Genomic DNA, 18666 nt, shown 5'->3' with positions numbered 1-18666 from the left:
GCGCGCTCGCTGGAGGACTTGCTCACGACCGCAGCACCCGTCCGGCGACGGCATCGAGCTTGGCCAGCAGCTGCGGATCGCGGGCCGCGGGCGCCGTGATCAGCGCGGTATCCAGCACCCGATCCGAACCGACCGGACACGGCTCGTGCTCGCGCGGGAAATCCCGCGCCAGCCGCGCGACCAGCGCCTTTGCCTTCTCGGCGTTCGAATTCAGCACACGGATGATATCCTGCACCGTCACGGCATCATGCGCCGGATGCCAGCAATCGAAATCGGTGACCATCGCCACGCTGGCGTAGCAGATCTCGGCCTCGCGGGCGAGCTTGGCTTCCGGCATGTTGGTCATGCCGATCACCGAATAGCCCTGCGCCTTGTAGGTCAGGCTTTCGGCGAGCGAGGAGAACTGCGGCCCCTCCATGCAGAGGTAGGTGCCGCCGCGGGCGAACGCGATGTCTTCGGCCTCGGCAGCGGCGGCGAGATGGCTTGCCAGCAACGGCGACACCGGATGCGCCATCGAGACATGCGCGACGCAGCCCTTGCCGAAGAACGAGCTCTCGCGCTTGTGGGTGCGATCGACGAACTGGTCGACCAATACGAACGTGCCCGGCGGCAGCTCTTCCTTGAACGAGCCGCACGCGGACAGCGCGACGAGGTCGGTGACCCCCGCCCGCTTCAGCACGTCGATATTGGCGCGATAGTTGATGTCGGACGGCGACAGCGCGTGTCCATGGCCGTGGCGCGGCAGGAACACGATCGGGAGTCCCGCCATCTCGCCGCGGCGGAGCGGCGCGGACGGCTCGCCCCAAGGGCTTGTGATCGCCTCCTCGCGGACATTTTCCAGGCCCGGCAGATCGTAGATGCCGGATCCACCGATGATCCCTAACACGGCTTTGGTCATGATCGCTCCTCACGGTCCCGCACGGCGCCGGAGGGGTGACCCAGCCCGATCGGGCTCGCCGGACGTTCGGCCATATTGCGGCGCAGTAATCACTGCACGGCTGCCGCTTGCAAGGCAATTCCAAGCTAACAGGAAAGCAGCCGGCCCAGGCACCCGAAGGGTGAACCCGGAATCTCGCGATTCCCCGATGCGCAATTGCGCATCTGAGGTTCGCTGCTTCGCATCGCCCCGGAATGACGGCGAATCCGCTATTTTGCGACGAACCCTGCCGCATTCATCAGCGAGGCATTCTGCTTGTCGTCATCCTCGAGGAACTCGACCATGTCCTTGCCGGTGAGGAAGATCGGCTTCAGCGCCTGCTTCTCCATGTAGTCCTTGTATTCAGCCGTCTGCGTCACCTTCTGAAACAGGTCGACATAGAACGCCTGCTGCTCCTGCGTGACCTTGCCCGGCAGGAACATCGCGCGCAGCATCAGGTACTGCACGTCGAGCCCCTCCTCCTTGCAGGTCGGGATGTCGTTCCAGGATTGCGTGTCGGTGACCTTGCTCTTGTAGGAGATCCGCTCCTTGTCGAACACGCAGAGCGCGCGAACCTGTCCGGCGCGCCAGACTTCGAGGTTCTCGCTGGGATTGTTGACGTTGGACTCGGTGTGGCCGCCGACCAGCTGGGTCGCGGCCTCGCCGCCGGACTTGTACGGCAGGTAGGAGAATTTTGCGCCGGTCTTCTGCTCCATGAACACGGTCAGCACGTGATCCTCACGCTTGGAGCCGGTGCCGCCCATCTTGAACGGCGCACTGGCCGCCTTCGCGGCAGCGACGAACTCCTTCACGGTCTTCGGACCGGAGGCGTTGTCCCACAGCACGAACTGGTCGAGTGCGATCACCGACACCGGGGTGAGGTCGCGCCAGTTGAACGGAATCTTAGCCGACAGCGGCAGCATGTAGATCAGCGAATAGGCGATCAGCACCTTGTTGGGATCACCCTCGCTGGACTTCATGTACATCAGCGCTTCCGCACCCGACGCGCCGCCCTTCAGCGATACCACCATCGGCTGCTTCATCAGATTGTTCTTCTGGATCGCCGCCTGCATCATGCGCGCCATCTGGTCTGAGGCGCCGCCGGCACCGGCCGCGACCACGATTTCGACCGGCTTGCTCGGCTCCCAGCCGGCAAAGGCCGGCGTGCTCAGCAAGAGGGCCGCGATTGCAGCCGTGGTTTTTACAATCTGTCCCACGTGTTTCTTCCCTATCTATTTGTTCGGCTTGGTAAAACCTGCGAGGTGCCGGGCTCGCGTCATTGTGCCGAGAATGAAGGTGAGTTCAAGCAGCGAACTGCCGCATGGCCTATGACTTTGGAATGAGGTGGGGACGCTCAGGACCAACAATCAAAACAGCGCGGAGTCTGTCTCGGGCCCATGCTTTCTGACAACGGGGATCAATGCGAAAAGCGCGCTTTCCGCCAGGAATCCAGGACGACCGTTACTTCCCTTTGAAGTTGGGCGCGCGCTTGTTGAGGAAGGCGTCCATGCCCTCGCGGAAATCCTCGCTCATATAGGCGCGCAGGATCAGGTCCTCGCCCTCCTCGCGCGACAGCGTGCGGCGGATGCGGCGCACCGCTTCCTTGGTCACTTCGAGCGTGATCGGCGCATGGCCGGCGACAAGCTTCGCCGTCTCGTTGGCGCGGCGCTGCAACGTCTCCACATCGGGGACGACTTCATTCAACAGCCCGAGCGCCAGCGCTTCGGGTGCCTCGACGAGGCGCGCCTTGAAGATCAGATCCTTGGTGCGCGCCGGACCGATCAGCGAGACCAGCCGCGAGATGTTGGACATCGAGAGGCAGTTGCCGAGCGTGCGGGCGATCGGAAAGCCGATCCGCGTCGCCTCGGTGCCGATCCGGATATCGCAACAGGCGGCGATGCCGGCACCGCCGCCGGTGCAGGCGCCGGCGATCGCCGCGATCACGGGCACACGGCACTGCTCGAGCGTACCCAGCACGCGGTCGATCCGCGCCTCATAGTCCAGCGCATCCTGCGCGGTCTTGAACGCGCGGAACTGCGAGATGTCGGTGCCCGAGGCGAACGCCTTGTCGCCGGCGCCGGTCATGATCAGTGCCTTGATGGAGTGATCCTGATTGATGTTCTCGCAGATCGCCGCCATCTGCTCGTACATCGCAAAGGTCAGCGCATTGCGCGCCTGCGGGCGGTTGAACGTGATGCGCGCGATCCCGTCCTCGACGGAATAGATCAGGTCTTCGGTCGAAATGACGGGCGCGTTCATGTCTCGCTCTTTCTGTTGTTTGCGATTCGATTTCAGGCGACAGGCTTTTCAAGCGACAGCCTTCGACTGCGCGGCGTCGTGACCCTTCAGGACCTCCATCGCCGCCAGCACGCCGCCGCCGCGATGCGGCACCTTGGCCAGATCAAGGCCCATCTCGACGCCGGATAGCGTGCCCATCAGCATCAGGTCGTTGAAGTGCCCGATATGCCCGATCCGGAACACCTTGCCCTTGACCTTGTTGAGGCCGGTGCCGAGCGACATGTCGAAATTCTCCAGCACGACCTTGCGGAAGTGGTCGGCGTCGTGGCCGTCAGGCACCCGCACCGCGGTCAGCGCCGGCGAGTGTGCACCCTGCTCCTGGCACTGTGTCTCGAGGCCCCAGACCTTGATCGCCGCGCGCGTCGCCTCGCTGTGGCGCTTGTGGCGGGCGAAGACGTTCTCGAGGCCCTCTTCCTCCAGCATATTCACGGCCTCGCGCAGGCCGAACAGGAGGTTGGTGGCGGGCGTATAGGGCCAGGTGCCGGCCTTGTTGATGTTGATGACTTCCTGCCAATCCCAATAGGAGCGCATGCCCGGATTGGCCTTGGCCACGGCGAGCGCCTTCTCCGACACGGCATTAAAGCCGAGGCCGGGCGGCAGCATCAGGCCCTTCTGGGAGCCGGCGATGGAGACATCGATGCCCCAGGCATCATGCTCATATTCCAACGAGCCGAGGCCGGAGATGGTGTCGACCATCAAGAGTGCCGGATGCTTCAGCGTGTCGAGGATCTTGCGGACGTCGCGCGGATAGGTGACGCAGGCGGTCGAGGTCTCGTTATGGACCACGCAGACCGCCTTGATCTTGTGCGCCTTGTCGGCGGACAGCCTCGCCTCGATCTGCTCGAGGTCGGCGCCGTGGCGCCAGTCGCCCGAGATGAAATCGACGTCGAGCTTGAACTTGTCGGCAATGCCATGCCACAGCACCGCGAACTGGCCGGTCTCGCACATCAGGACCTTGTCGCCGGGCTGCAGCGTGTTGACGATCGCAGCCTCCCAGGCGCCGGTCCCCGACGACGGGTAGATGATCACGGGTTGCTTGGTGCGGAACACGCGCTGCATCGCAGAAAGCACGGCAAAACCGATCTCGGCAAACTCGGGACCGCGATGGTCCATGGTCGGCATATCCATGGCCCGCAGCACCCGGTCCGGCACGTTGGTCGGTCCCGGAATCTGCAGAAAATGCCTTCCAGTATGCACGGTCATGAGCGTCTTTCCCGGTCTCGTCTTGGTCGTGGTGAGCCGCTCGCATATCACTATTCGCCGGGTTTGTCCTAGGCCCGGCGGGGGTCCGTCATGCATATCTGACGGCGCTCCGCCGGGCCGGCAGCGCCTCATTCGGCGGCTACCACCTTGCCCGGCACCACCGATTCGTTCGTCTCCTCGAACGGCCTTTCGGGATGCATCAGAAACGCCGAGAAGCCGCCGACCAGCAGCAGTCCCATCGACATCAGGAACGGCAGGTACCAGTTTCCGGTGGCGTCGATGACGAAGCCGGCGACCAGCGGCGAGACGATGGCCGCGAAGGCCGAGCCGGTGTTCATGATCCCGGCGGCGGTGCCGGAATATTTCGCCGCGATGTCCATCGGGATCGACCACATCGGCCCGATCACGAGTTCGGCGCAGAAGAAGCCGGCCGACAGGCAGAGCGCCACCAGCGTGATGTCGTGGACGAACAGGATCGGCATCAGCGACAGCAGCGCGCCGGCGAAGCCCACGACCGTCACGCTGAGTCGCGCCAGCCGTATATTGCCGGTGCGCTCGAGAATGCGATCGGAGATGACGCCGCCGATGCTGTCCCCGACGACGCCGGCAAAGAACACGCCGGATGCGAACAGCGCCGAGTTCTTCAGATCAAGGCTGTAGTTGTTTTTGAAGAACAGCGGCAGCCAGTTGAGATAGAGCCACAGGCACCAGCCGTAGCAGAAATAGGTCAGCGTCACCGGCCACATCCGCTGCAGCAGCGGTCCCCACGGCACCTTCGGCCGCTCGCCTTTCGGCCGCGGCGGCAAGGTCGCAAGCTCGGCCGCGGTGATCGAGCCATGGTCCCGCGGCTCGTTGCGGAAGTACCAGACCCACGCAACGCCCCAGATCAGACTGACAAAGCCAAGCACGACGAACGCGCCGCGCCAGGTCAGCCAGAGGATCAGCAGCGCGACCACCGGCGGAGTGATGGCATTGCCGAGCCGCGCGAATGAATGCGTCAGGCCTTGCGCGAAACCGCGGCGGTTCGCCGGCGTCCAGTACTGCATCGCGCGCGTCGCGGTCGGAAACGTCGCGCCTTCGCCGAACCCCAGCGCGAAACGCGCGACGAACAGCGCGGCAAGGCCATGGACAAAGCCGGTCATGATGGTCGCCGCGGCCCAGATCATGCCGCACCAGAACAAGGTCTGGCGCGGCCCGAAGCGATCGCCGACCCAGCCGCCGATCACCTGGAACAGCAGGTATGGATAGGCAAAGGCCGAGAACACCAGGCCGAGTTCGGTGTTGGACAGGCCGAGCTCCTTCTGGATCTCGCCGGCCGCGGTGCCGATGTTCACCCGGTCCACATAGGTGATGAAATACATCACGCAGAGCATGGCCAACACGACATGGGTGGCCTTGAACCGAAGCCTCATATCCCCTCCCCCGCGATTTTTTTGAGTTTGTTGAGGCGCTGGCTGCTAGGTGCCGACGACTTTCAGATGCGGCGGTGTATTGCGCTGGTCGCGCTGTTCGAGAAGCTTCATCGCCGCCTCGACGCCGCCCGAGCGGTGCGGCACACCGGCGACCGACAATCCCATCTCGACTCCCGTCAGCGCGCCAAGCAGCGTCAGCTCGTTGCACTCGCCGAGATGACCGATGCGGAACACCTTGCCTGCGACCTTCGACAGGCCGGCACCGAGCGACATGTTGAAATTGTCGAGCACGACCTTGCGGAACTGATCGGCATCATGTCCGGGCGGCATCATCACCGCGGTCAGCACCGGCGAGAATTCCGAGGGCTCCTGGCACAGCACCTCGAGCCCCCACTGATTGACGGCGGCGCGCGTGGCGGCGGCCAGCCGCAGATGGCGGGCGAACACGTTGTCGAGCCCCTCCTCCAGCAACATCGCGATCGCCTCGCGCAGCCCGTAGAGCAGATTCGTCGCCGGCGTATAGGGGAAGAAGCCCTTGGCGTTCGGCTTTAGCATTTCCTCCCAGTCGAAATAAGAGCGCGGCATCTTATTGGTGCGCGACGCGGCGCGCGCCTTCTCCGAGATGGCGTTGAAGCCAAGGCCGGGCGGCAGCATGAAGCCCTTCTGCGAGCAGCTGACGCTGACGTCGACCTTCCACTCGTCGTGCCGGTAATCGACCGAGCCGAGTGAGGAAATGGTGTCGACCATCAGGAGCGCCGGATGCGCGGTGCGGTCGATGGCAGTACGGATGTCCGCGATCCGGCTGGTCGCACCGGTCGAGGTCTCGTTGTGGACGACCATCACCGCCTTGATGCTGTGCGCGGTGTCGGCGGCAAGCCTTGCTTCGATCTGCGCGGGGTCCGCGCCGCGGCGCCAGTCGCCGGGTATGAAATCCACCTCGATGCCGAAGCGGCCGGCCATCTGCCGCCACAGTGTGGCGAAGTGGCCGGTCTCGACCATCAGGACCGTGTCGCCCGGCGACAGGGTGTTGACGATCGCGGCCTCCCAGGCGCCGGTCCCGGACGACGGGAAGATCACCACCGGCCCTTTGGTCTGAAACACCTTCTGGCTGCCCTCGAGCACGGCACGGCCGAGCGCGGCGAATTCGGCGCTGCGGTGGTCGATGACCGGCATGTCCATCGCCCGAAGAATGCGATCCGGGACCGGGCTTGGCCCTGGAATCTGCAGAAAATGGCGCCCTTGATGCATGAGAACCTCCCAATCGCCGGATTTCGGCTCCTCGGAGAGCTATTTTGCATTCATTTTTTGTCTTTTCAATCCAATTTTGGTATTCGATCGAGAGCATCGACGCGACCGCGCCGGCAAATTATTGTTCAGAATATGAAATCCGCGATTCCCGAAGCCGGGGTTCCAATCACCCCGCCCGCCGCCGGCAATGGCAGCGACCGCCAGGAGGCCTCGCTACACGGCGAGATCCTGCTGCGGCTCCGCGACTATGTGGTGGAGGGCAACATTCCCGAGGGCGCCCGCGTTCCAGAGCGCCAGCTCTGCGAGATGCTGGGGATCTCAAGGACGCCGCTGCGCGAGGCACTCAAGGTGCTGGCCGCCGAGGGCCTGATCGAGCTCTTGCCCAACCGCGGCGCGCGGGTGCGCCGGCTCAGCCCGCGCGACCTCGAGGAACTGTTCGACGTCATGGCCGGGCTCGAGAGCCTCGCCGGACGGCTGGCATGCGAGATCATCACCGACGAGGAAATCGTCGCGATCGAGCGCCTGCACTACGAGATGTACGGTCATTATCTGCATCGCGATATGCACGGCTATTTCCAGACCAACCAGCAAATCCACGAGAGCATTGTTGCGGCCGCGCGCAACGAGACGCTGAAGGCGACCTACGCCAACTTCGCCGGCCGGATCCGCCGCGTGCGCTATTCCGCCAATTTCGCCCGCAAGCGGCAGCGCTGGGCCGAGGCGATGCGCGAGCACGAGGCGATCCTCGATGCGCTGCGCCGGCGCGCGGCAAGCGAGCTCAGCGACATCCTGTTCCAGCACCTGCGCAACAAGCGGGCCGCCGCCATCGATCACCTCGCGGAGGGGCCGGACAGCGGCCTGGAGACAACGCCCCAGAACGACTGAAGGGGCCGGGACAAGGATGATTGGAGGGCAGCCATCCTTGCCCATTATGAATTCATAATATAATTCTCACGTCGAGAGAATGCATAATCCATGAGCAATCAACGTGGCGTCATGGATCACATCGGATCTGGGATGAAGAACGCCTCCTCGCTCGAACAGCGCCTGCGGTCCGAACTGGCCGGCGACGTCTTTTTCGACGCCTTCAACCGCGGCCGCTACGCGACCGACGCCTCGTTCTACCAGATCATGCCGGCCGGCGTGGTGGTGCCGCGAACCGTCGACGAGGCATTGCGGGCGCTTGCGATCGTCCGCGACGCCGGGCGGATCGTCACCCCGCGCGGCGGCGGCACCTCGCAATGCGGCCAGACCGTCAATGACGGCATCGTGGTCGACCTGTCCAAGCACCTGAATCGGGTCCTCTCGCTCGACGTCGAGCATCGGACCTGCGTGGTCGAGCCCGGCATCGTGCTCGACGATCTCAACCGCCAGCTCAGGAAGCACGGGCTGTGGTTTCCGGTCGACGTCTCGACTGCATCGCGCGCCACGATCGGCGGCATGGCCGGCAACAATTCCTGCGGCGGCCGTTCGCTGCGCTACGGCACGATGCGCGATAACACGCTGTCGATGGATGCCGCGCTCGCCGACGGCACGCTGCTGCATTTCGGCGAGGTGCCGCGCGACCTGACGCGGGTCAATCCGTCCGACAGCGGATTGAAGCTGTTTCGCGACATGCTCGATCTCGGCGAGCGCGAGGCGCTCGAGATCGCCGACAAATTCCCCAAGGTGCAGCGCCGCGTCGGCGGCTATAATCTCGACGCGCTGGCGCCGCGCAACGCGCCGAACAACCTGGCGCATCTGTTGGTCGGCTCGGAGGGCACCCTTGCCTTCACGACGCAGGTCGAACTCAAGCTGTGGCCTGTGATCCGCAACAAGGCGCTCGGCGTCTGCCATTTCGGCAGCTTCTACGAGGCGATGGACGCGGCCCAGCATCTGGTCAAGCTGCGGCCCATTGCCGTGGAGCTGGTCGATCGCACCATGATTGCGCTCGGCCGCGAGATCGCGATGTTCCAGCCGATCATCTCGGCAGCCGTGCGCGGCGATCCGGACGCCATCCTGGTGGTCGAGTTCGCCGAAGAGGACCAGGCCGACAACCTCACCCGTCTCAAGCAGCTCGGCGAGCTGATGGCCGACCTCGGCTTCGGCTGGGACAAGCCGCAGCGCAAATGGGGCGGCGTGGTCGAGATCGTCGAGCCCGCGCTGCAGACCGGCATCGCCGATTTCCGTGCCGCCGGCCTCAACGTCATGATGTCGATGAAGCAGGAGGGCAAGCCGGTCTCGTTCGTCGAGGATTGCGCGGTGCCGCTGCCGCATCTCGCCGACTACACCGAGCGGCTCAATGCCGTGTTCGCCAGGCACGGCACCCGCGGCACGATGTATGCGCATGCCTCCGAAGGCTGCCTGCATGTGCGCCCGGTGCTCAATCTCAAGCTCGAGAAGGACGTCAAGGCGATGCGCGCCATTGCCGAGGAAGCCTTCGCGATGGTGCGCGAATACAAGGGCTCGCATTCCGGCGAGCACGGCGACGGCCTGGTGCGCTCGGAATTCCACGAAGCGATGTTCGGGCAGCGCATCGTGGCCGACTTCCGCGAGGTCAAGCGACGCTTCGATCCGACCAACACGCTCAACCCGGGCAAGATCGTCGATCCGCCCAGGATGGACGACCGTTCGCTGTTTCGTTTTTCGCCGGATTATCGCGTCGGCGAATTGAAGACGGCGCTGGACTGGTCGGCCTATCCCGGCGCCGGCCGCGGTTTCCAGGGCGCCGTCGAGATGTGCAACAACAACGGCGCCTGCCGCAAGCTCGAAGGCGGCGTGATGTGCCCGTCTTATCGTGCCACGCGTAACGAGAAGGACGTCACCCGCGGCCGCGCCAATACGCTGCGGCTCGCGATCTCGGGCCAGCTGGGTGCGGACGCGCTCGCCTCCGACGAGATGATGGAGACGCTGAAGCTCTGCGTTTCCTGCAAGGCGTGCCGCCATGAATGCCCGACCGGCGTCGATATGGCCAAGATGAAGATCGAGGTGCTGGCCGCGCGCGCTGCGACGCATGGTCTAACGCTGCGCGACCGGCTGGTCGGCTATCTGCCGCGCTACGTCGATCTCGCCTCGCGCTTTGCGCCGATCGCGAACTGGCGCAACCGCAGCCCACTGTTGCGCAGCCTGTTCGAGAGGCTCGCCGGGATCAGCGCCAAGCGCGCGCTGCCGGCGTTTCGCCGCGACACCTTCCGGCCGGACGCCGAGGTGCTGGGTCCAGCCGACGGCCGCGAAGTGGTGCTGTTCGCCGATACATTCAACCGCGGCTATGAGCGGGAAAATCTCGACGCCGCGATCGAAGTCCTGGTCGCCGGCGGCTATCGCGTGCATCTGCCGAGGCCATCGGACGGCGGACGGCCGCCGTGCTGCGGGCGAACCTTCCTGTCGGCCGGACTGGTGGAGCAGGCCCGCGCCGAGCTTGACCGGCTGGTTGCGACCTACGTCCCGTTCGCGGCCCGCGGCGTGCCGATCATTGGTCTCGAGCCAAGCTGCCTGCTGACCTTGCGCGACGAGCTGCTGTCGCTGCGTTCGGATGAGGCCGCCAAGACCGTCAGTGCGCACGCGCTGCTGTTCGAGGAATTTCTGGTGCGCGAGGCCGAGGCCGGGCGGCTCGCTTTGCCGCTCGGCGCGGTCGCCGGCAAGGCCGTGGTGCACGGTCATTGCCACCAAAAATCCTTCGGCGCGTTCAAGCCGGTGGAGAAGGTGCTGCGCTTGGTGCCGGGCCTCGATGTCAAGACCATCGAGTCGAGTTGCTGCGGCATGGCCGGCGCGTTCGGCTATGGCGCCGAAACCTACCAGGCCTCGATCGAGATGGCCGAACTGTCGCTGCTGCCGGCTGTCAGAGGCGCCGATCAGGACACGCTGATCGTGGCTGACGGGACCTCATGCCGGCACCAGATCAAGGACGGCAGCGGCCGCACGCCGCTGCATGTCGCCAGCGTATTGGCGATGAGCCTGAAACGTGCGAAATCGAATTCCGACAGATTGTTACCGACAAAGGAAGAGGCCTATGGCTGAGCTCACTCTCGAAACTGCCCGCAAGATTCTGGATGCCGCGCTGGCCAAGGGGGTCGAGAAGAAGTTCAAGCCGCTGGTCGTCACCATCCTCGACGCGCGCGGCGCGGTGAAGGTGACGGCGGCACAGGACGGCACCAGCCTGATGCGGGCCGAGATCGCCCATGGCAAGGCCTATGGCGCGCTGGCGCTCGGGATGGGATCGCGGGCGCTGTTTCAGCGCGCCCAGGAGCAGGCCTATTTCGTCGACGCCGTGAACACGCTGGCGCAGGGCCGGATGGTGCCGGTCCCCGGCGGTGTCCTGATCATGGACGGCACTACCCTGCTCGGCGCCGTCGGCGTCAGCGGCGACACCTCGGACAATGACGAGATCTGCGCCGTCGCGGGCATCGAAGCTGCCGGCCTGAAGGCCAACATCGGATGACAACAACTGTTTGGTCTTCGCCGCTCTCGCCGCTTGGTTCAAACAAGTACAGCTTCAATTTTAGGACGATGACCGACCGGATCGTCAATCCGGTTCCACGGGAGAAGTCCTTCCCGCCGCCGGGAATCTCCGCGCACCAATGACCTATCCACAGGGGCTGCGATGCGAGGCCCGATCCGATCGGATAGACTTGCGAGCTACCAAACAAGCTCAATGTTCTCAGACGGCCCAATATGACCGTTCAACCGACTCTTGCCGACATCGCCGGCATGCTGGAGCAGTCACCCGATTACCGGGTGCTGCGGCGGCTGGTTCCCCGCTCCGAATTTGCTCCAAGCGACGGGCAATCGACCAAGATCGCAATCCTGCTCGATGTCGAAACCACCGGACTAGATACGGCCAAAGACGAGATCATCGAGCTCGGGATGGTCAAGTTCACCTATCTGTCCGACGGAAGGATCGGCCGGGTCATCGATACTTTCAGTTGCTTCAATCAGCCGTCGATCGCAATTCCCATCGAGATCACTGCGCTGACCGGTATCACCGACGAGATGGTCAGGGACCACGGCCTCGATAAGGAGCGCATCAACGCCTTCGTCTCCGATGCGGTCGTGGTCATCGCCCACAATGCCGGCTTCGACCGCAAGTTCATGGAGCGCTATGCACCCCTGTTCACGCACAAGGCCTGGGCCTGCTCGGTGAGCGAGGTCGAATGGCGCGGCCTTGGCTTCGAGGGATCGCGCCTGTCCTATCTCCTGATGAAAGCCGGGCTGTTTCACGAGGCGCACCGGGCGGTCGACGATTGCCTGGCGCTGCTCGAAATCCTCGCCATGACCCTGCCCCAGCTCGATCGCACCGTGCTCTCCCTGCTGCTCGAGCGAGCCCGCCGCAAGACGATCCGGATCTGGGCTGAGCAGTCGCCGTTCGAGCTCAAGGACGAGCTCAAGCGCCGCGGCTATCGCTGGAGCGACGGCGCCGATGGCCGGCCGCGGTCCTGGTACATTGACGTCGATGAGCCCAATCAGACAGCCGAGATCGAATATCTGCAGAGCACGATCTATCAAAAGGAAGTTGAGGTGCGGATCCAGACACTCACCGCATTCGACCGCTTTTCGGCGAGGGCATAGGGCGCTTTCGAGCGCAAAAAACGCTCCAGCCCGAACGTTGACCATGTGGGAGTTACCAGGCGAAGCGTTATCGGATGCCCTTCCAGGGGCCGCCGGCGCCTTGGGTGGCAGCAACGGCTTCGGTCGATGTCCGGCGCGCAACGGGCTTCGCTGCTGGAGGGCGTGCCGGGGTGGCAGGAGCCACCGCCTGCGAAAGATCCGTCAGTGCCAACATAAGGCCCCGCAAGCTCGCCATTATCGTGATGGGCTTGCCAACTCGCTCGAACACGATCGTGGCGCGGTCCTCACGTCCCAGCAACGAGATCAAAGCGGCGTCCGCAGGAAACGTTGCGGCGCATAGCGCCTGGTCGCAGATCAGCGGCTTGATGACGCGCGTGAAGCCGCCAAAGGAGACTGTGACACCGACCTCCACACTGCTGTCGCGTGGCAGCATGATCAGCGCCATTGATCGTCCATCCTTGGTGAGCGCGATACGCCAGTTCAATCGCGCGGCATCACCGTGCGAGATCGTTTCCAGATAACAGACGCGCCGCGCGTTGCGGACCTCATCGCAAACCTGGATCCAATCGAGGAAAGGCCTGATCGTGCGGGTGTAGTCGCCCGCCGCGGCCGGTTTTCCTGGCGCGAAGACGCTCGCCCACTCGAATCCAAGCGAAGTTGCCTTTGTCGGCTCGGATACAATGCTGGCAGGGGCCGCTCCAGTCAGGCTCGAAGGCCGGGGTACAGGGTCGGACGCGATCGCCGCCGACAAGCCGGCCAAGGCCAATGGCAAGAGCCAAGCAGCAACACGAGGCAAGCGTGATCTGGGCATGGCTTGTTTCCGGATTGATGGCGGCGGATTCGAGCGACAATGGTGCTGCGCCGAGGAGGTCAGAATCTGACGCCGATTGAGCCGGAAGCTCCAACGTCGCCCGTGTCCGGCGTGTAGGACACACTTGCCTTGAGGCGCACCGCATCACTCGCGCGGTAGGCAAGGCCTCCCGCCAATGAGACTGAGTCCCGGAAGGCGCCGACCGCGATTGCTACGGAGCGGTCGCCTTTGGCCTCATCCGAGAACGCAAGTCCCGCCGCTGCCATCGCTGCCGAACCAGCCGCTCGCGCGCGCCGGTCCACCGCGGCCACCTTTCGATCTGTATACATCCGGTCTTCAGTGCCCAGCGCGGCGAGACCATCATTCAGTTGCTTCAGGTTGGTCGCATCGTTCGCCGCGGTACCCGCGGCCACATTGTGCAGTGCTACAGCGCCGGGAGAGCCGCCCTGCAAAGTTACCGAATTCAGGCGATGACCGTCTGCTGCGACGTCATATCGGATGCTGTTCATAGACGCAGCATTCAAGGCAGAGGCGACGTCATGATAGGTGCTCCCGAGGATCGTATACGAGGGCTGCGACACGGTTCCGTCGGAATTGACGTGCGAGCCCCCGCCAAGCCAGGTCGCGACCGAATCGGCTGACCGGTACAGCTGCTGCCCCGTGAGCGCATCAGACGATTGCGCTGAGACAATGCCATTTGTGATGCCCGTCAAGGTCCGACGGCCGTCGCTGCCGGTCAGATCGACGAGCTTGCCACCCGTCTTGGCAGCTATGGTCACGGCCGCTGTTGGGTCCCTCTGCCGGACCAGCCCGACCGCGCCGCTTCCGATGTCGTTGATCATGGAGGAGCTCATCGTGGCAATCTGCTGCTCGATCGTTTCGAGCGCGCCGCCGACATTGGTGGAGGGCATTCCATTCACGAGTGTCGAAAAGTGAGTAACCTGTCCGGTCGTGGGGTCAAAGATGGCCCCTCCTCCGAAGGTCGAAGCTGTCGATCTGCCGAGATTATCATTATTGGACGTGACAATGTCCTTCGGACTTGGAGGTTGGATCACCGGCTGCGGCGTCGACACCGGCTGCGGGGCCGGGATCGATTGTGCAGTCGCGGGTGGGGCCGGCACCGGCACCGGCTTCTGTTCGGCGCAGTCCAGTTCGCCGCCCATCGCCTTCCACTGCTGCCTGAGCTGGTCTGTGCAGCCGCCGGGCGGCCGAAATTTCTGCACTGCCGGTGTTACCACGCCGTGTTGGACCTGCGCCATTGCCGGTGCAGAAAGCCAAATAGCCACCCCCGACAGGAACAGGGCGGATCCCAATACCGGTCTCAACATGTCACGATCTCCTTTCGCGTGAAGAATTACAAATGCGGCTGAGCTCGGCGCACATGGCCGCGAAGTCACGTCGCCGAGCGCTCGCGCTCTACAGCGCGGCGCGGCCTTGACCGCTCATGTGATGGGCAGTTCGCCAAGCAGCTCGTGCGCCATAAGCAATTGCGAAACGTTTGGGGTTATCCGTCGAACCGCAGCGCATTTGATCGATCCGGCGATCGACCATTCAGTCTGAGCGTCGCCTCGACGATTGACGCGTGCGCGATTGAGAGAAATCGCAGGATTGAGCGCGGGACAAATCGTCCGCGCGCCGCGCGAGATCGCTTCCAAGCTAAGTGAATAGAACTCATCGCCATCCTCACTGAAAAGGGCAAGGAATGCCCTTCGATGGGGATGATTAGAGAGAGCAGAATTTTACTGATTGCAACGAGACGTCGATGTCGGTCGTAGATTGGCGTAGAAAGAGAAGCGATTGGCAGAGGGCCGGTCGATTCAATATCGACAATACCGTTTTTAGGCCGAGCATTGGCCGTCCGAACTCAAGAGCAAACGTAAGCCCCCCTCGAGGACCTCGTATCAGTCATCGTCGGACGCCGCGTGCCGTAGGTTTGCTCAAGCTGATAGCGATAGCTCAGCACCAATCTCCTCGGCGCGAGCGAGCGGGTCGACGACGACTTCATGCACGGTCCCGATTTGGTGGGCACGCGGTCCCGTCACGGTCAACCTCAGAAGAATCATCTCGACCGCCTCGGCCTCACCAATGATCCCGGGCAAGCGTTTCGTGCCGCTCGCCGCAATGGCTTTGCATCCGGTACGATACGCGGATCGGCCGAGCAAATGCCGTCGACCTCTTTGATGATTTCGCAGCGCTCGGCTTTCAGTGCCGCCGCCATCGCAACGGCCGCGGTGTCGCCGCCGCCCCGACCGAGCGTGGTGATTCCCTGATCGCCGGGTTAACACTCAGCGCGCTCTTTGCGTCGGCCCGCAATCTTAAGGGAATGTCGCTGCTTGCATGCTCGTGGTCGCATTCTGACCGGCGCGGTAGATGCGGCCCTGTCTGTTGGCCAGCATCTCCGCAAACGTCCGCCCACTGAGGTTTGCCTCACCCATGATTTCTCTTCGGGATCCGCCCCTTCCGCTAACCACCTTTCGGGCATTAACGCCCACGGCTAGCAAGATGATAGGCTGAACACCCGCATGTGCAGCCACAAGGATTTCGGCACCGGTTCCGTCGACGGAAAATCGTTACAGCCGAATTAGCTCAGTGGCAGAAATTGGGGGAGCGGCTGCGGGTCACCGCACGTGCCCCAGCCAATCCGGGTCTACCAGAACCGGCCCCTCGACACCAGCGCTCCGACGCATCGCGGCCAGCGCCTCGTCGCAACGATGCAAGAAGCCTGCAAGCGCCATGCTGCTCCCCAGCGGATGCGGAGCCGCGATGCGCTCAAGTGGCCATCCGGCACGCCGCAAGATACGCTCCAGCCTGGTGTCCGTGACGGTTACAATAGCCTCGGCATTCGCGATTTGCAGGTACTCGATCATCGCGGCGAACAGCATGAGGGTCGCACGATTGAGACCGTTCCGCGCAAGCTCGCCCGCCTGATTGGCGTCAATGCAATACCGAGAGCTCTCCAGCACCTTCTCGTTGCGCGGCGCCGGCCGACCACCGAGCAGACTTGGAAACGTGTCGGCGAGCATTGTCGGGCCGGTGGTCGGAAGCAGGCGAACACTTCCCACAACGTTACGTTCTTCCGATATGCACAGCAGATAGACGGGCTTGAGCACATCGTAAATATCGAGCTCAAACTCGCCTGACACGGAGACATTCCAATCAAGGCGATCTTTGAACACACGCCGACGCAACCGGAACATCGCCTTCAGAAGATCGAGATGCTGGCCAAACCGGGAACAACTTAGCGCAATAACGTACATGGGTGACCTCCTGCTTGACGGGAGCGGTCACCAAATCAAAGCGTCGCAGCGGCTTCGCCTGTCGAATTTTGCGGGTCGAGGCCATGGAAATGACGTCGCGGCGAACCGGAGCATGGGTGCAACGGCCAGCAAACATGGGTCCTGACTGCGAACAGGTACATCAATAACCTCGGTCACCACCGAGCGGTGGTAGCCGGCGAGCTCGATCAGGGCAACAGGCCCCGGCGCAGCGCTTCCGCCACGCATTGCGCGATCGATGCTGCGTCAAGTTTGCGGCGCGCGTTTTCGAGATGGAAGACCACGGTGCGCGGCGCCGTCCCGACCAGCAACGCTATGTCGGCGACGGTCTTTCCCCGCGACGCCCATGCGAGACACTGCCGCTCGCGCAGCGTCAAAACCGTCTTGATGAGCGGTGCCTCGGCGCCAACAGTGAGCTTCGCCGTCACGTGGGTATCGAAATAGAGCCCAACGAGCTGAATGACGTCCCGGACTTCCGCAATCAATTGCTCGCTTTGGGCAGCCGATTCGCCGGTTGCGAGCGTAAATGCGGCCATTCGTCCGAAGCCGCCTCTGATCGGCACCGTGACGCCAGAGTTGATGCCAAACGTCATGGCTTCATCGAAGAACCGGCGCTGCTCGGGCGTACCCATTGCCTGCGGGCTCCCGCCTCCCCAGTTAAAGACATCATGCTCGCGGCGCGCCCGCCGCACCACCGGATCCAGATCCTGATAACGAAGATCGAAATACCGCCCGGTCCAGGATTTCGGATAAGAGGAGATTAGCGTCGGTACATTGTCGCTCAAGCGCAGATAGGCGAACCATTCGAAGCCCAGCCGCTCCGTGATCCGCCTCGCGACACGCTCGAAGTCGGCCGCGCCATTGGCCATCTGGATGGCGTCGACGAACTCCTGAAACCAATGCTCTATCCGCCTCATGGTTTGCTGCTCGTATGTGGCGCAGAGTTGAGCGCGCAGTGTGGACCCGTACCGACAAGCGCCGCGCGGCCGAGCGCCGTTCCTGCAGGATTGCGTGGGCACCGCCTGCAACCTGCAACGGCGCCGCGCGCGCCAGCTTCGCGGGGCTCGATAAGCGTCCAAAGCCATGGGACCAAGCGCGGAATACCGCAACCGGGAGAGTTGGACACCCGCTTCAGCCCAGTTGCATCATGCCCAGTAAAGACAGCAAACGGTTGCTTCATCCTACAATCACGGGAGCCTCATAGAAATTGACCGACGGGTAGATCGAGATCGATGGTCGCATTCGTGAAAATCGACCCTAGACCGCGGGCCTTCGTCGAAAGGAGCCGCATGAGGACAACTTTTTTCAAGGTCGCGCTGGAAAGTGCTTCCTCATCCCGGCTACCAATCAACACGACATCCGGAACGACGGGCCAGGCGCCCGCCCGTTCGTAGAACTGCGCCAATGGTGGATCGCATGTGAAGAGGCCGATATCTGCACTGCTTCGCTCAATACATCGGGTTGCTGCAGCAACGGTGCGCAAACCCAGATGTCGCCCCCGATAGGCGGGGTCCGTCATCACGTGGCTCAAGCCGGTGATGCTGAATGTGTGCACACCATGCCGGATTGTCTTGCTGACCACGGCCGCATAGCTGATGACCCTGCCGTCGTCCGCGCAGATGTAGAACGAGAGTGCATCGAGAGCCGGATCGTGAAGAGGCGCTGGATCTGCGTCCTGCTCCGGTTCCGCGTAGACGCGACACTGCAGCAAGTCGAATTCCTTCCGCAGCGCGCGAGAAGCTCGATTGTAGGCGATCACCTCGACAGCCATCGTCGGATTTGGGGCGAACGTCGCTTGCCCGCCTCCACCGCATGAGTCGGTTCGACGATCGCCTTTGGTCACAGACGCTTGTGGCGCCGATTCGGACGGCTTGTGTGACACGGTCTTCCTCCTTCCATCTCTCGAGCGGTGGCGTTCCAGGCGTCAGAACGCGCACGTCTCTCCGGACTTCGACTACA

15 protein-coding genes and 1 pseudogene are annotated in these 18666 nt (G+C 63.4%); 4 read left to right on the top strand and 12 right to left on the bottom strand.

The genetic code is table 11. The annotated features are described in order from the left end of the window. Window positions 1-22: 22 nt before the first annotated feature. From J2R80_RS21775 to J2R80_RS21750, 6 genes are all read right to left on the bottom strand, one after another. On the bottom strand, window positions 23-898 hold the full coding sequence (locus tag J2R80_RS21775) for an S-methyl-5'-thioadenosine phosphorylase (RefSeq protein ID WP_253639378.1): 876 nt from the start codon (window positions 896-898) through the stop codon (window positions 23-25). A 248-nt stretch (window positions 899-1146) separates the two neighbouring features. Further along, complete coding sequence (locus tag J2R80_RS21770) at window positions 1147-2124, bottom strand: Bug family tripartite tricarboxylate transporter substrate binding protein (RefSeq protein WP_375162658.1); 978 nt, start codon at window positions 2122-2124, stop codon at window positions 1147-1149. A 253-nt stretch (window positions 2125-2377) separates the two neighbouring features. Beyond that, window positions 2378-3175, bottom strand: a complete 798-nt coding sequence (locus J2R80_RS21765; protein WP_253639376.1) for an enoyl-CoA hydratase/isomerase family protein — start codon at window positions 3173-3175, stop codon at window positions 2378-2380. 48 nt (window positions 3176-3223) lie between these two features. Then, window positions 3224-4417 (bottom strand): alanine--glyoxylate aminotransferase family protein, encoded by a 1194-nt coding sequence (locus J2R80_RS21760; protein ID WP_225647024.1) that lies wholly within the window; start codon window positions 4415-4417, stop codon window positions 3224-3226. 128 nt (window positions 4418-4545) lie between these two features. Continuing rightward, window positions 4546-5829, bottom strand: a complete 1284-nt coding sequence (locus J2R80_RS21755) for an MFS transporter (RefSeq protein WP_253639375.1) — start codon at window positions 5827-5829, stop codon at window positions 4546-4548. Window positions 5830-5874: 45 nt separating this feature from the next. Continuing rightward, on the bottom strand, window positions 5875-7077 hold the full coding sequence (locus J2R80_RS21750) for an alanine--glyoxylate aminotransferase family protein (RefSeq protein ID WP_225647022.1): 1203 nt from the start codon (window positions 7075-7077) through the stop codon (window positions 5875-5877). Window positions 7078-7209: 132 nt separating this feature from the next. Between J2R80_RS21750 and J2R80_RS21745 the strand changes: the two genes are divergently transcribed. The 4 genes from J2R80_RS21745 (at window position 7210) to J2R80_RS21730 (ending at window position 12621) form a co-directional block, all read left to right on the top strand. After that, a complete protein-coding gene (locus J2R80_RS21745) occupies window positions 7210-7962 on the top strand; it encodes a GntR family transcriptional regulator (protein WP_075968269.1) in 753 nt (250 codons plus the stop codon). 132 nt (window positions 7963-8094) lie between these two features. Further along, window positions 8095-11073: an FAD-binding and (Fe-S)-binding domain-containing protein gene (locus J2R80_RS21740; RefSeq protein WP_253641011.1), complete on the top strand. Its 2979-nt coding sequence runs from the start codon at window positions 8095-8097 to the stop codon at window positions 11071-11073. Further along, the gene (locus J2R80_RS21735) at window positions 11066-11494 is read left to right on the top strand and encodes a heme-binding protein (protein ID WP_253639374.1); all 429 of its coding nucleotides are present in this window, start codon (window positions 11066-11068) and stop codon (window positions 11492-11494) included. Before J2R80_RS21740 ends, J2R80_RS21735 begins: the two co-directional genes overlap by 8 nt. 233 nt (window positions 11495-11727) lie before the next feature. Next, window positions 11728-12621, top strand: coding sequence for a 3'-5' exonuclease (locus J2R80_RS21730; protein WP_253639373.1), 894 nt, complete (start codon window positions 11728-11730; stop codon window positions 12619-12621). 67 nt (window positions 12622-12688) lie between these two features. Here J2R80_RS21730 and J2R80_RS21725 read toward each other — a convergent pair whose 3' ends face one another. From J2R80_RS21725 to J2R80_RS21700, 6 genes and pseudogenes are all read right to left on the bottom strand, one after another. Continuing rightward, window positions 12689-13432, bottom strand: a complete 744-nt coding sequence (locus J2R80_RS21725) for an invasion associated locus B family protein (RefSeq protein ID WP_253639372.1) — start codon at window positions 13430-13432, stop codon at window positions 12689-12691. 59 nt (window positions 13433-13491) lie between these two features. Then, window positions 13492-14760 (bottom strand): YadA-like family protein, encoded by a 1269-nt coding sequence (locus tag J2R80_RS21720; RefSeq protein ID WP_253639371.1) that lies wholly within the window; start codon window positions 14758-14760, stop codon window positions 13492-13494. Window positions 14761-15551: 791 nt separating this feature from the next. Then, window positions 15552-15695 (bottom strand): annotated as a pseudogene (locus J2R80_RS21715) (aspartate kinase); the annotation flags it as partial. A 355-nt stretch (window positions 15696-16050) separates the two neighbouring features. Next, window positions 16051-16689: an acyl-homoserine-lactone synthase gene (locus J2R80_RS21710; RefSeq protein ID WP_253639370.1), complete on the bottom strand. Its 639-nt coding sequence runs from the start codon at window positions 16687-16689 to the stop codon at window positions 16051-16053. A 206-nt stretch (window positions 16690-16895) separates the two neighbouring features. Continuing rightward, window positions 16896-17624, bottom strand: coding sequence for an autoinducer binding domain-containing protein (locus J2R80_RS21705; RefSeq protein WP_253639369.1), 729 nt, complete (start codon window positions 17622-17624; stop codon window positions 16896-16898). Between the two features lie 281 nt (window positions 17625-17905). Further along, entirely contained in the window at window positions 17906-18478 is a 573-nt protein-coding gene (locus J2R80_RS21700; RefSeq protein WP_253639368.1) for a GNAT family N-acetyltransferase, read from the bottom strand. Window positions 18479-18666: the final 188 nt, after the last annotated feature.

The sequence above is a fragment of the Bradyrhizobium sp. USDA 4541 genome (assembly GCF_024171085.1).
GTDB lineage: Bacteria > Pseudomonadota > Alphaproteobacteria > Rhizobiales > Xanthobacteraceae > Bradyrhizobium > Bradyrhizobium australafricanum.
This window is presented reverse-complemented; position numbering and strand designations above follow the sequence as displayed.